Source organism: Streptomyces sp. ISL-98, from assembly GCF_018614055.1.
Classification (GTDB): domain Bacteria; phylum Actinomycetota; class Actinomycetes; order Streptomycetales; family Streptomycetaceae; genus Streptomyces; species Streptomyces spiramyceticus.
This window is the reverse complement of the sequence record NZ_JAGGPB010000091.1, coordinates 10,360-23,600: the sequence shown is the minus strand read 5'-3', so window position 1 is coordinate 23,600 and position 13,241 is coordinate 10,360. Positions and strand designations below refer to the sequence as shown.

Sequence of the window (13,241 nt, the reverse complement as noted above, 5' to 3'; positions counted from 1 at the left end):
CTGCGCCCAAGAAAGGGGATCAAGCCTCCAAGGCCGATCCGGACACCTGCGCGGCGCTCCTCGCGGCCGACGGCGCCGCAGACCCGGGACAGTGGCTGCTGGTCGACGACTCCCCGCCGCACCACTGGGTGAGCTCCTGTTCCCAGAGGCGGGCTCGTCGACCCCGCGGCCGCCCGGACAGCAGACTCTCCAGCCGGCCTCGCACCGCTGACCACGCACCCCACCCCGTCCCCGCACCGGCGCAGAGAGCAGGATTGATACGTTCCGATGTCCCAGTCACCTGCCGAGACCGAGCGGGCAGAACCTCGGGGCGTCCAGGCAGAGGCCGCCCCGAGCGCACTAGGTCTGCCTCGTCCACCGCTGCGACGCCTCCCCGGCGCACGTCTTCGTCACCAGGCCGCTGCTCATGCCCAGGTCGAGGCAGCCTCGGCCGTAGTCGCTCCGGAGGCTGCCGCCTGAACCTGTACGCCACAGCCGGCCGGTGTCCTGGGCACAGTCGCCCACGAAGACGGCCTGGCCGAGCCCGTTGGAGTACAGGCACTGGCCGGTCTGCTGGTTGACGAGCTTGAAGCTGCCGTCCGACCTGCTCTTTACGGTCCACCGGGCGGTCGAGTCCGAGCAGCTCCCGTGGTCCGCGGCGCCGTAGACCTGAGTGATGCATGCGCCGTTGTCGCCATTGCGGTAGCGGTGGGTGCCGGAGGTCGGGGGCGTGGTGGCCGTGGACGTCCCGCCGCCGGAGGTGCCGGCGCCGCCCGAACTGCCGGAACCGCCCGAGCCGCCCGAACTGCCGGAGCTGCCGGGGCCGCCGCCGCCCGTGCCGTCCTCTGTGCCGGTCCCGGCGCCCCCGGCGACCGCGACCTGGGACCCGCCCGTCTCTTCCTGCCCCTTGTCCTCGTCGTTCTCCTCAGCCTTCTCCTCGGTCGGCGACTTCGCCGGTGACTTCGCCGGTGACGCCGTACCCGACGGGCTCCCACCCGCGGTCGGCGGCGTCGGGTCGGCCGGTGCCGAGACCGAGGCGGACGGGGTGGCCTGCGCCTCGGCCTGCGGCGAAGACACGTACGGCAGGTGCCGGATGGCGAGGGTCGTACCGCCCACGACCACGACGACGGGGACGAGGGCGAAGAGGACGCGGGTACGGCGGCGGCGTTCAGGCCGCTCGGGTCGTTCCGGACGGGACTCGGCCTCGGGCTTCGGCTCCGGTTCCGGTTCCGGTTCCGGTTCGGGTTCGGGTTCGGGTTCGGGTTCGGGGACCTTCTCCGGTTCCGTCTTTCCGCCGGTGAGCGGAACCGTCGGTACGTCGATCTCCTGCACGTCCGCGGCGAAGGCGGTCCGCTCGGACAGCCGCTCGGTGATGGCCGCCGGCCACAGCGGGACGGCGAACGGGCCGTGCTGCGAGGCGCGTTCGAGGAGCTCGGCGGCGGTGGGGCGGCCCTCGGGATCCTTGTCGAGGCAGGCCGCGACGACCTCGGCGAGGTCCGGCTCCAGCTCCCGCAACGGCTCCAGGTCGGGCTTTTCGTGGACGATGCGGTACAGCACGCCGTGCCCCGACTCGTCGCCGAAGGGCGGCCGGCCACAAGCCGCGTACGCGATTACCGAGCCCAGCGCGAAGACGTCGGTGGCGCCGCTCAACCGCCGTGAGGCCGATGCCTGTTCGGGCGCCATGAAGGCGGGCGTGCCCACGACCATGCCGGTCCTGGTCAGCTGGCTCTGTTCGGCGGCCCGTGCGATGCCGAAGTCGATGAGGGTGAGACCGTCGAGGGTCAGCATGACGTTGGACGGCTTGAGGTCCCGGTGCACCATGTCCAGCGCGTGCACCGACGCGAGGCCCGCCGCCGCCTCCCGCAGCAGCAGCCACAGCGCGGGCGCGGGCAGGGGGCTGCCGTGCAGCTCGACGGCTTCCCTCAGGGTGAGCCCGGGGACGTACGCCGTGGCGAACCACGGCGGCCGTGCGGTGCGGTCGCCCGCGAGCAGTGGTGCGGTGGCCTCCGCGGGTAGCCGCGCAAGGTTGTCCAGTTCATGCCCGAAACGGCGCAGGAAGTCCTTGTCCTCGCCGACGACGGAGGCCAGCAATTGCTTGACAGCGACGTACCGGCCCTCGTGGACCCCGAGGTACACCCGCCCCATACCGCCGGCCCCGAGCCGACCCGCCAGCGGAATCGGCCCGATCCTGCGCGGATCCCCCGCCTCCAGCGGCTCGGCCCCGCTCCCCCACAGCTCTAACACGTCAGCCCCGTTAGAATTGGAATCAGTTTCTAGAAATGTACTCTAGTACCAGAGAAGGAACCCCATGAGCCCGAAGCAGCAACGCGGCGAGGTGACCGTCGACTTGCTCCTCGGCGCCGCGCTGCGCGTCTACGCCGCCGAGGGCGAGCGCGGCATCACGGTCGGCGCGGTCACCCGGGCCAGCGGGGTCAGTCAGGGGAGCCTCTACCACCACTTCGGCAGCGTCGACGGGCTCGTCGCCGCGCTGACGCAGCGCTGGCTGGGCCGGCTGCTGGGCGAGCTGGCCATGGCTCTGCAGGGCGCCCGTACCGCCCGTACTGGTATCCGCGCCCTGGTCCGGACCTACCTGGCGTTCATCCAGGAGCACCGGGACGCCGCCCTGCTCCTGCACTCCTCTACGGCCGACCGATACGGCATGGCCCAGGGCAAAGAACTCCGCGACGCCCAGGAGGCCCGGCTCTCGGCCTTCGCCCAGTGGATCCAGCCCCGCGTCGAGTCCGGCGAACTCGCCCCGCTCCCGCTGCCGTTGATCGAGTCCCTGGCCCTCGGCCCGGTCGTCGGCGTCGCCCGCCGCTGGCTCTCGGGCATCGACGACGTCGACCTCGACGAGGCTGCCCGGATCCTGCCGGACCGGATCTGGCGGTCGCTGGCCCCGTGACGCGCGAACCCGATGCGGGCGACGTGCGCTGCGACAAGGCCGCCTGACGTACACCACCCGTGACTTCGGCCTCGTGAGGCGCGGGCGAACGCCGACGCACCGCCAGCCGCGCACTACGCCCTCGCCCCAGGGAGTGTCCGCAAGGCTGGTCTTTGCGGAGGCCCGGTTGGGCAACGCGTCGATGGCCTTGCGCCGCTTGTTGCCGGCCTCGGGCATGAAGTGGCGTAGTGGTCCAGCGTGATCGTCGGGCTGGGGTGGCCTTGCCGGCGTGCCAGCGTGACCACGGACTCACCCGCTTCGAGGATGATCGACGCATAGGTGTGCCGGAGCACGGGATCGCTTCGGGGCGCATGACGGTCAATCGTGCGGGTGGGTACAGACGCTCACTTCTGCGTTCAGGCGGAGTCGGGCAGTCCGGCCGGCAGTGCGTCGTGTTCCTGCTCGACGGCGGGCTCGACAGCGGGCTCGACGAGGGGCTCGCCGGAGGAAGGGAGCAGTTGCGGGATGCCGTCGATGATCGGATAGCGGCGGTGCAGGCGCGGGTTGTAGAGAGCGCCCCCGGTCTCGTCGAGGATCAGCGGACCCTTGTCGAGCGGGCAGGCGAGGATCTTCAGCAGCGGGTTGTCAGGCTTCATGGCAGGGTTCCTTCGGATGTGGGGGTGGCCGCGTCGTGTCGCGGCAGGGTGAGCAGGACCGTCAGGGCCAACGCGGTGCCGCCGATGCGCAGTAACAGCCGCAGCGGGTCCTCGGGCAGCGGCTCGTCGAACGCGATCGTGCCGCTGACGATGGTGAACACACAGGTCACCGTCGAGCACACCGGGACGATCAGTGACGCCCGGCAGCGCTGCAGGGCGGTCTGCGAGAGCACCAGCCCGCTGCCCCCTGTCAACAGCAGAAGGTACGGGTAGGGGGAGGCGAGCAGGGCCAGTACGGAGCCTTGGAGGTCCGAGGTGCCCAGGTGCCCGGAGATGCCCTTGATGGCAAGCGAGCTGACCCCGTACAGCAGACCGACCGCCACCGCGTAGGCCACTCCGGTGGTCGGCTGCCGGTGACGCCGGCGGGCTCGCCGTTCCGCGGCCGCGTACAGGAGCAGTCCGGCCGCGAGTGTCGGCAGGCACAGTGCCAGCAGGATGCCCGCGGGCGCGCTGCGGCTGATCTCCTCGCTGCTCTCGTACAGCGAGGACACCACCATGACCAGTGCCAGCCCGATGACGGCCACCGCGCGCCGCTCACGGCCGGAGGGGCGCTCACCGAGCACCACCGACGAGAGCACCAGCAGGAGGACCAGCCCGGACAGGAACAGACCCTGGGCGGCGGCGATCGGCAGTGTGCGGTAGACGGCCAGTTGGGCGGCGAACCCCAGGGCGAGCGCCGTGGCCCCGCAGATCCACAAGGGCCTGCCGGCCAGCAGGAGCAGGGCCCGGCCCGGCCGTGCGGCACTCAGCGGCGGCATGCCGGCCAGAGCCCGCTTCTCCAGGACGAAGCCGGTGCTGTACAGGACGTTCGCCACCAGTGCGGCGGCCACTCCCCACACCACGGGCTACACCTTCCTCGCGTGCACCAGGAGGATGGAGGCGAGGGACGGCAGCCGGCAGGCCAAGCGGTCCAGCGGGCGGAGCGGGCGCGGCACTCCGTGGAACGGCGCACCGGCGACCGTCACCACCTCGAACCCGCACGCCGCCACGAACTCGCGCAGCGCGCGTGCCGTGTACAGGCGCAGATGGCCGACCACCTGGCTGCCCGGCCTGCCGTGGATGTGGCGCAGACTCACCTCGGAGAACACCGGCTGGACTCCGGCGAGCAGCAGCCCGCGGTTGTACCAGGCGGCGAGGTTGGGCGTGGAGAGCATCAGATGTCCCCCGGGTCGCAGCACTCGGTGCAGTTCGTCGAGGGCGCTGTCGGGGTCGACGAGGTGCTCGACGACCTCGCTGAAGAGCACGGCGTCGGCGCTGCCGGAGGCGAACGGCAGCCCACCGCCGGTCAACTCGCCGCGGACGACCTGGCTCAGGCGCGGCGCCGCCCGGCGCAGCGCGTCCTGCGACCAGTCGACTCCCACGATGCGGTGCCCGTTCAGTACGCGGGCGGCGGTCGCGGCCGCCGAGCCGTCGCCGCAGCCCACGTCGAGCACGGTCGCAGCCGGGCGGCCGGGCCCGGCGGGCCCGAGCGCATCGGCCAACATCCGGGCCTGGCGCAGACTACGGGCCTCGCCGGAGGCGACGGGGACGGTGGGGTCCTCGTAGAAATCCCGCAGCCCTGGAACGGGCCGGGCCAGCGAAGGTACCGCCGCCTCCGGCGCTTTCGTGGCGGCGGAGCAGCGGGGTGAGGGGGTCATGACGGCCTCGCATGGTTCTGCCGGGCGGAGCGGGCTCCACCCGGTGTCGGGTCCGGACACGGTGCGTCGTGGTCGTGCTGCCCGCCGGGCCGGCGGGCCTTCCCCCGAGCTCCGGGCGCCTCTGCATTCGGAGCGGTGACGTCCTGAGTGGTGGCGTCCGGAGTGGTGGCGTCCGCCTCCTGTACTTCGACTTCCGGAACGTCGGCTTCCGGCCCAGAACTTCCAGCGTTCTGCCCGGGCCCGGTGACCTGTGACGTTGCCGAAAGCGCCTGCTCGAACAAGCCGGTCAGGTACGCGCCCGACGCGTCACCGAGCAGCGCCCGCGACCAGCGCAGCGTCACATGCAGTCGCCCGCCGGTGGAAGCCGCCGCCACGCTCAGCCCGCGCGGCATCCGCGCCGGTGCGGAGAACCACACGGCGTTCGCCCGGCCGGCGTCACCGAAGTCCAGCGCGTACGGAATGCGTCCGATATTGGTGACCAGCACCGTCGACGTCCAGGGCGCCGCCGCCCGCCGCGCGCCACGGGTGAGCGTGCCCCGGATCCCGACCGGCAGAAGCGGCGCGGTCAACAGGCGCGTCCCGGGCCCCAGCGGCGCACCGTGGGCCGACTTGAGCGCGCGGGTGCGCCGAGCGGTGGTGCGCAGCAACCGGGTCACGGCCGCCAGGTCCGGCCGCTCACCGAGCAGCAGGTCCGGGTCGCGCGGGTCCTCGGAGGTCATGGCCACCTCGACGAGCCGGGTTCCGTTCCCCATCGGCATCTCTCTGCCGCGCGGACGGTCGTCGACGGGCATGGTGATCCGCACCGGACCGGCCGGCCGGCCCTGCGAGACGTTCCAGCGGCCCACCATCAGTGACGCGGCGACCAGCAGTTGGTCGTTGACGGTCCACGGCGCGAGCCCGCCGGTCCGCCCCACACGCGGCGGAACGGGCAGTTCCACGTGCAGCATGGCGTTGCCCGCGGCGCGGGCGCGCACCGGCCCGGGGCGGGAGTCCGGCGCGACTCGCACAGGCCGCGCACACACCGCGCGGCCCGTGCCGCCGGTCGCGGCCGGGGTCGGCCCCGAGGGGTCCGTCCGAACCGGCCCGGGGACGGGGAGAGCGGCCGAGCCGCCGTACTCTTCCGCGGTCGTGGCGAGCACCCGCAGCCCGGACCCTGCGTCGAGGGCCGTGTGATGCATCGTCAGCAGCAGCACGGTCCGGGTCGCCCCCGGCACGCCCGCCTCCGGCGGCTCACCGGCGGCCGTTCCCCCGTCCACCTCGATGACTTCCAGGCGCATCGGCGGCGACAGAGCCAGCGACGGGCATTCCGTCAGGGCCCGCGCGCGGGCGCGGCCCAACGCGTCGGGTCCCGGCCGCGCGAAGCTCACCGGGTCGCTGTCCGGTTCGCCGGTCAGCTCCCACGCGAAGGACTGCCGGTGCCGGCGGCCGGGCACTTCCCGCATCAGCACCCGGGGGTGCGTCAGCAGCGCCCGCCGGAACGCGGTCCGCAACCGTGCCGGGTCCAGCCGTCCGGGCAGATGGACCTCGATGTGTACGGTCTCCGGCTCGTCGTCACTGAGGCAGTGCCGCGACACCTCATCGGTGGCCGGAAAGGGAATCCGGACCCCGCCGGGAGGGGTTGAGGTCCCCCACCCGGCGGCGGTCCGCGACGAGGTCATGACGGGCCACCGCCACCTGGATGCCGAGGGAGCGGCTCAGTCCGGTCCCCGGCGCTCGTGCTTCCCTGCCGGGCCGTGACCACCGGTCCGGCTACGGGCGCGTCGGCACCGCCGTCGCTTTTCCGACCGGCGGCCGCGGACGCCGGGCTTACCGCCGTCACCAAGGCGGCGGACAGGGCCACCAGTGCCAGTACCTGGGCGAAGGCGCTGAACGCGCCTTGTCCGGCGGCGGCCGGCTCCCCGGCGCCGACGGCCGCGGCGATGCCCGCTCCGGCCATCGCCACCGCGGCGGTCGGCACCAGGACGGCCGGCCGGAACCGGGCCGCCACGGCGAGTACGGGCACCACCAGGGCCAGCGGACCCGCCGCCACCGCGACGACGGCGGTCAGCGCCAGCGTCCCGAGCAGCATCCCGGGGGCCGCCGGTTCGGGCAGCTCCTCGTCCGGGCCGGTGGGTCCGCCGGCGTTGCGCCTGCGGCCCACGAAGGCCAGTGCGGCCAGCGCGGCGAGCGCGATCACACCGCCGATCAGAGCGGCCCGGTACGGCCTGGAGGGCTCGAACTCCAGGTTCACCGTGCCGGACGCCCCGGCCGGGACCACCCAGGCCTGCTGCCAGCCGTCGAGCCGCACCGACTCCAGCTCCGTGCCGTCAAGGGTGGCCTTCCAGCCGTCGTTGGCGTTCTCGTAGGTCTGCAGGTACGTGGCCTCGCCGGAGCCGGCCGACACCGACACGGTCCGGCTGTCGTCGGTCCACTTGGTGACGGTGGCCTCGCGGCCCGCCGCTCCCGCGATCTCCTGCGGGGTGCCCTGGGTCAGCGTGACGTCGGTGACCGCCAGCGGACCCGCGTCACCCGCCTCCACCTCGTGCTTTCCGGCCGGAAGGTCCAGGGTGCCGTCCTTTTCCTCTCCTGCGCAGAGTGCGACGGTGACGGGACGCCGCTCGGTGAGGTCCCGGACGGATCCGGAGGCCTCCGTCTTGTGCAGGACACCGCCGAGGGCAAGGTCCGGGCCCTCACCGCACGGCAGCGAGAAGCGCGCGGACGGCTTCGGACGCGGCACCCGCAGGTCGGCCAGCGCGGGAACGTGGACCTCACTGAGCCCGACCGGCAGCTGCAACTGCGCGTCGGCGACCGGATTGTGGACGGTGAGCGGGGCGACCCTGCTGACGGTGATGTCGAGCCGGTTCGTCTCGATCTCCGGGAAGCGCACCCGCCCGTTCTCGTCCACATCAGCCGTCGCGGCGCCGTGCGGCGAGCTGATCAGCACCTGCTCGGGCCGGGTGGACACCCCGCCCGCCGACGCCAGGATGATCTCGTCGACCTTCTCCTTCTTGGGCCAGCTCAGGTGGACGACCGGCCGGTCGCCCGCGATCCAGGAGGTCGTCAGATCACCGTCGACCAGGTTGCGGGGACTGAGTGACATGCCGTTGCGGCTGGTGGAGTCCGCGGAGGCCGTCAACCGGTTCTTCGATCCCGGAGCTGAACGGTCCAGCAGTTCGTCCAACGGGCCGCCGGGCGCGGCGACGGCTCGCGCCGACACCTTGTACTCGCCCGCTTCCTGCGTGCTGAACTGCCGGTGCAGTCCCACCTCGGCCGATACGGGCGACAAGCCGCCCGCGTCGGTGCCGCGGTGCAGGGAGTACACGGTCGCCGCCGCGTCGGTGCGCTTCGCGTCGGCGGGCAGCGCCAGCATGCGCGTCACCTGCACATCCGGGATCGACACCTCGGAGAAGCCGGCCCCGGACAGGCCCGGCCGCGCCTGCTGCGCGGCAAGGACGGTGATCTTCATCCAGGAGGCCTCGCCGACGGGCGCCCTGACGGTCTGCGGCTGGCCGTTCGTCTGCAGCGGGCTTTCGGCCGAACCGCGGTCGGTCTCGATCCGCACCCGTGTGGGCGCAGCGCGCATGCTGTCGCCCGGGAGGGGCGTCAGCTGGATGGAGGCCGGGATGTCGGTCGGCCCGGAGAAGTCCACCTTGAGCCACTGACCGGCCGGCTTGCCCGGGCTGCCCTCGGCCCACGCGGTGTCCTGGTTGCCGTCGAAGGCGTTCACCGGGTCGTACTGCGGCAGGTGGAACAGCCAGTTGCCACTGCTGGAGGCCGTCACGGACGTCGCGCCGCGCAGGTCGGCCGTCGTCTGGTGACCGGTGCCCTCCGACGGCAGGATCTGCTTGGGCTTCTCGCCCGGGTTCTGCAGGCTGCCGGAGTGATTGCGCTCGTCCGGGGTGTACGTGTACGAGGTGTTGTTGTTGACCAGGCCGAACCGGGTGTCGGCTCGGCGCAGCCCGTCCGCGACGGCCTTCACCGGTGCGGTGACGCCCTTGGGAAGACTGTCCCCGGCCAGTACGGCCGGCCGGTCGGCCATCGAGGGATCGGCCGACAGCTGAAGCAGCGCCTCGGGTCCGCCACTGACCACGGCCGTGTCGGCCGCGACCGACACACCGACCCTGTCGGGACGCCTGTCGCGGTCCTGCGGCTGATAGATCTCCACGGACTGGAGCCGCGGATACAGCCCCTGCACCTGCAGCGGGGTGTCGGCGGCGATGCGCCCGCCGGTCACGAGCGGGCCGAACCCGGCGACCTTGCTGTAGCCGGACGATTCCAAGGTCCGTTTCACCGTCTGCGGCGGGACATAACCGATCTGGTCGGGGTCGAGGTCATTACGCACGACCACTTCGTGCATGCCGGCCCGTGCCAGGTACGCCTGAAGGCCCGGAACCTCGGTGCCGGACAGCAGCGCCTGCTCGACGGCGTCCGTCGCACGGCGTGATCCGGGTGTACCGAAGGGGACGAAGTCACGCTGTGCCCAGGGCGTTTCGGCCAGCACGTCAAACGGCTGGTCGATGGGGGAACCCCAGGTGTAGATGCCGTGCGCCGTCGCCGGTACGACCATGGCCCGGCTGTTCGGGGCGTTGTCCTTGAGCCAGCCGGCAGCCTTCTCCCAGTGGGTGGGCAGCTTGGTGAAGGCGCCGGGCTGCAGGATCGAGCCATTGAGGTACGGCAGGGCCAGGCCGGGCAGTACCAGCACCGCCACCACCGCGGGCGCCCAGCGGCGGCCGGGAAGTGCGCGAGGTCTTCTGCTCACGGAGAGCACAGCCGTCAGGTGGGGCAGTCCGAGGGCGAGCGCGAGGGCCAGTCCCGGCTGGAACTTGTAGATGTTACGGAAGGGCTTCAGCGACCCGTTCAACCAGTCCTGCACGACACCGTGGAACGGACCGCCGAAGGCGCCGCCGTACCCGGCCAGCGTGATCAGGACGACGGCCAGGACGGTCAGCAGCAGCCAGCGGCGCTCCGGCAGGTCCCGGCGGGCCAGGCCCGCCAGCCCCAGGGCCGCGGCGAACGCCGAACCAAGGACGGTGATGACGGAGGCCGCGACTGTCCAGCCGGCCGGCAGCCACGCCTCACCGAAGTTGAGATACGCCACCCAGTTGCCGGCACCGCGCAGCAGCTCGGTCGCGGACATGGTGGCGGTGGTGGTGTCGGCCTGCTCGACGTACGGCATGAAGTTCTCGCCGTGGACGGCGAGCAGGAGCAGCGGCACCACCCACCACACGGTGGCCAGCACGACGCCCGGTATCCACCAGCCCAGCAGCGCGCGCCGACGCCGGCCGGCCGGGCGGCTGAGCAGGTACAGACCCACCGGCAGCAGCGATGCCAGCGTCGAGGCGGCGTTCACGCCACCCATGAAGGGGATCAGCATGGCCGAACGTGCGGCGGCCGTACGGGGGCTCAGCGCCGCGGAGGTCAGCGGCAGCAGCACCCAGGGCAGCAGGGCACCGGGCAGCGCGGCGGCGGAGGTCGAGCCGATGACGATCGTGAAGGTGGGCCACAGCGCGTATACCGCCGCACCGAGCAGCCGGGTCGCGGGCGTGCCCACGCGCAGCCGTTCGGCGAGCCTGAGCGCACCCCAGAAGGCGGCTGTCACGATGATCGACAGCCAGAGCCGCTCGGCCAGCCACACCGGCACCTGCAACAGGTCCATGAACGCGTAGTAAGGGAGCGCCGGGAAGGCGTAGCCGATGTACTGGTTGGCTATGCCGCCGAGGCCCATGTTGCCGTTCCACAGCGAACCGAGGTCGCCGAGGAAGCGCCCGGGGTCGAGGGCGACGCCGAGCTTGGTCTCGAACGTCATCTTCCCCGGTGACACCGCGAGGAAGGACACCAGCACGACGGCCCAGAAGCCGAACAGCAGGCGTCGTCCGCGCGGCGCCCCGGACGCCTCGGACGGCGTCGGGCCGGGCTGCGGCGCCCGGGTGGGCGCCTGGACCGTAATGGTCATGACCGTTCCTCGCTTCGCTTGCTCATGGGCTTCGCCTGAGAATCAGCAACAGATTCCAGGTGGCGATCTCGCGGAGTCCCGGCACCCGGGTGATCGTGCTCGCGAAGAATGGCCAGTAACGGGACCGCGCCGTGACGACCTGCACGTCGTCACGGCCGCGGACGTGCCGCAGGGTGGGACCGATATGGACGGGGAACAGGTTTTCGCCGAGCGTGTGCTTGGCCTCGCGGCCGGTGCGCCGTTCGTAGCGACCGCGGGCCCGGTCGGCCCCGAGGTAGTGCCACGGCGCTGTCTCGTGACCTCCCCAGGGGGAGAGCCAGTTGGTGAACGACAGGTAGATCAGTCCGCCGGGGCGGGTGACCCGCACCATCTCGCTGATGAATGTCTGCGGGTCCGACACGTGCTCCAGCACATTGGACGAGAAGCACACGTCCGCCGCGCCGTCGGCGAGCGGCAGCAGATAGCCGTCGGCGAGCACCGCGTCCTCGGTCACCGGGCCGCGGGCACTCAGCTCCCGCAGGTCGGGCTCGAAGAGGTAGCTCTGCGCGCCGCGGCGGCGGAACTCCTCGGTGAAGTGGCCGCTGCCGCCGCCGATGTCGACGACGATCTTGCCGGGCAGGTCGATGTGACGTGCCACCTGTGCGACCGAGTCACGGGCCAGCAGGGTGTAGCACCGCTCGGGGTCGCTCTGTTCGCGCATGAACGCCCGGAAGAGGATGGCCGACCGCCGCAGCGACGGATCCTTGAACGGGCTTTCGGTGACATCAAAAATGGCCGCTCACCTCCCGCGTCCCGTGGCGGAGGCGAGCGCCGCGGCCTCGGCGGCGACAGCCTGGAACTGACGGACCGTCGATCTCCAGCGGAAGCGCTTGGCGCGACGCGCGGCGGCACGTCCCATGGCTGCGCGCCGGTGGGCACTGAGGGACAGCGCGCACCACGCGGCGGCGAACGAACTCTCGCCCCGGGCCAGCACCCCCGTCTCCCCGTCTTCGATGGAGTCGCACAGGCCCGGTATGTCGAAACCGACTGCGGGAGTGGCCCGGGCGGCGGCCTCGGTGACGACCAGCCCCCAGCCCTCGACGAGCGAGGGGTGCAACAGCAGCCACGCCTCGCACATCAGCCGGTGCTTCTCGGCCTCCGACACCCGGCCGGCGAACGTCACACCGGGGCCGGCCATGGCTTCCAGCCGCTCCCGTTCGGGGCCGTCACCGACGATGACGAGCCGACCGCCGGTGACCGGACGGACCCGCTCCCACAGCCGCAGGAGCAGATCGATGCGCTTGTACTCCACCAGCCGGCCGACGGCCAGGAACAGCGGTTCCTTCGCCTCGGGCAGCAGCGCGCCGGGGTCTTCGACGCCGTTGTTGACGATCCGGATGCGGTCCGCTGCCACGCCGATGCCGCGCAGCTCGGAGGCGGTCGACTCGGAGACGGCCACCATCAGGTTGTCGCGGTGAGTGCCTGCCAGCGCCCAGTGCTCCAGCCTGCGGCCGAGCCGGGCCGCCGGGCCCGGGTAACGCATCTGCCAAAGGTCGGTGTGCACATGGTTGACCAGGCACAACGTCGGTCCGCGGTGCCACAGCGGCGCCAGGTACGGCATGCCGTTGCACACCTCGACCAGCAGGTCGCAGGCGCCGACCTCGCGGGCGAAGGTCTTCCTGGCACGCAGGAAGTGTCCTGCGTCACCGCCTGCGGAGACCACTCGGTAGTCGCGTTCTGTGGCCGGGCCGCCACACACGAGCGTGACCTCATGGCCGTCGGCGGTCAGACCGCCGGCTATCCGGTCGATGAGCAGTTCCGAGCCGCCGGCGGCCTGGTTGCCCAGGTCACGTCGGGCGAGGAAGGTGATCCGGCGCGGCAGAGGTTCCGCGACGGGTGCGATGTGCGGGGCAACGGCGAGCGTGTCGGTGACTCGGCTGCCAGTGCGGGCTTGAGCGGGGGAGTCCTCCTGGCCGGAGGCCAGAGCGGACGCGTGCTGGGGCATAGAGGTGCTCCGACTCGGCGGCTGCGGGGGCAGGCGGGTGAGGGATTGCCGGGCTTCCGGGGGTGAAGCGCTGGGCTGGCTCGGAGTGCGGGTACTGCCGGTACTGCCGGTA

Annotated in this window: 9 protein-coding genes and 1 pseudogene; 1 reads left to right on the top strand and 9 read right to left on the bottom strand. The window is 72.2% G+C overall.

The window, feature by feature from the left end:
- Window positions 1-339: 339 nt before the first annotated feature.
- Window positions 340-2,223: a protein kinase gene (locus tag J7I98_RS38465; protein WP_214929707.1), complete on the bottom strand. Its 1,884-nt coding sequence runs from the start codon at window positions 2,221-2,223 to the stop codon at window positions 340-342.
- Between the two features lie 64 nt (window positions 2,224-2,287).
- Here J7I98_RS38465 and J7I98_RS38460 point away from each other — a divergent pair, with 64 nt between their 5' ends.
- Window positions 2,288-2,881 carry a TetR/AcrR family transcriptional regulator gene (locus tag J7I98_RS38460; protein WP_214929706.1) on the top strand — a complete coding sequence of 198 codons (594 nt, stop codon included), beginning with the start codon at window positions 2,288-2,290 and terminating at the stop codon, window positions 2,879-2,881.
- 171 nt (window positions 2,882-3,052) lie between these two features.
- Here the strand turns inward: J7I98_RS38460 and J7I98_RS41925 are convergent.
- The 8 genes and pseudogenes from J7I98_RS41925 to J7I98_RS38425 all read right to left on the bottom strand — a co-directional run.
- Window positions 3,053-3,213: pseudogene (locus J7I98_RS41925) on the bottom strand (site-specific integrase); the annotation flags it as partial.
- Between the two features lie 63 nt (window positions 3,214-3,276).
- Entirely contained in the window at window positions 3,277-3,516 is a 240-nt protein-coding gene (locus J7I98_RS38455; protein WP_214929705.1) for a Trm112 family protein, read from the bottom strand.
- On the bottom strand, window positions 3,513-4,418 hold the full coding sequence (locus J7I98_RS38450; protein WP_214929704.1) for a DMT family transporter: 906 nt from the start codon (window positions 4,416-4,418) through the stop codon (window positions 3,513-3,515). Before J7I98_RS38450 ends, J7I98_RS38455 begins: the two co-directional genes overlap by 4 nt.
- Before the next feature lie 3 nt (window positions 4,419-4,421).
- Window positions 4,422-5,213, bottom strand: coding sequence for a bifunctional 2-polyprenyl-6-hydroxyphenol methylase/3-demethylubiquinol 3-O-methyltransferase UbiG (locus J7I98_RS38445; protein ID WP_251021814.1), 792 nt, complete (start codon window positions 5,211-5,213; stop codon window positions 4,422-4,424).
- The gene (locus tag J7I98_RS38440) at window positions 5,210-6,871 is read right to left on the bottom strand and encodes a condensation protein (RefSeq protein ID WP_214929703.1); all 1,662 of its coding nucleotides are present in this window, start codon (window positions 6,869-6,871) and stop codon (window positions 5,210-5,212) included. Before J7I98_RS38440 ends, J7I98_RS38445 begins: the two co-directional genes overlap by 4 nt.
- Window positions 6,868-11,145 (bottom strand): alpha-(1->3)-arabinofuranosyltransferase family protein, encoded by a 4,278-nt coding sequence (locus J7I98_RS38435; RefSeq protein WP_214929702.1) that lies wholly within the window; start codon window positions 11,143-11,145, stop codon window positions 6,868-6,870. Before J7I98_RS38435 ends, J7I98_RS38440 begins: the two co-directional genes overlap by 4 nt.
- A 22-nt stretch (window positions 11,146-11,167) precedes the next feature.
- Entirely contained in the window at window positions 11,168-11,845 is a 678-nt protein-coding gene (locus J7I98_RS38430) for a class I SAM-dependent methyltransferase (protein WP_251021813.1), read from the bottom strand.
- Window positions 11,846-11,923: 78 nt separating this feature from the next.
- Window positions 11,924-13,129, bottom strand: a complete 1,206-nt coding sequence (locus tag J7I98_RS38425; protein WP_214929701.1) for a glycosyltransferase family 4 protein — start codon at window positions 13,127-13,129, stop codon at window positions 11,924-11,926.
- Window positions 13,130-13,241 lie beyond the last annotated feature (112 nt).

Bases quoted from the DNA above. Each gene is read 5' to 3' on its own strand.
- J7I98_RS38445 (WP_251021814.1), bottom strand. From the start codon at position 5,213: ATGACCCCCTCACCCCGCTGCTCCGCCGCCACGAAAGCGCCGGAGGCG.
- J7I98_RS38425 (WP_214929701.1), bottom strand. From the start codon at position 13,129: ATGCCCCAGCACGCGTCCGCTCTGGCCTCCGGCCAGGAGGACTCCCCC.
- J7I98_RS38455 (WP_214929705.1), bottom strand. From the start codon at position 3,516: ATGAAGCCTGACAACCCGCTGCTGAAGATCCTCGCCTGCCCGCTCGAC.
- J7I98_RS38440 (WP_214929703.1), bottom strand. From the start codon at position 6,871: ATGACCTCGTCGCGGACCGCCGCCGGGTGGGGGACCTCAACCCCTCCC.
- J7I98_RS38460 (WP_214929706.1), top strand. From the start codon at position 2,288: ATGAGCCCGAAGCAGCAACGCGGCGAGGTGACCGTCGACTTGCTCCTC.
- J7I98_RS38435 (WP_214929702.1), bottom strand. From the start codon at position 11,145: ATGACCATTACGGTCCAGGCGCCCACCCGGGCGCCGCAGCCCGGCCCG.
- J7I98_RS38430 (WP_251021813.1), bottom strand. From the start codon at position 11,845: ATGCGCGAACAGAGCGACCCCGAGCGGTGCTACACCCTGCTGGCCCGT.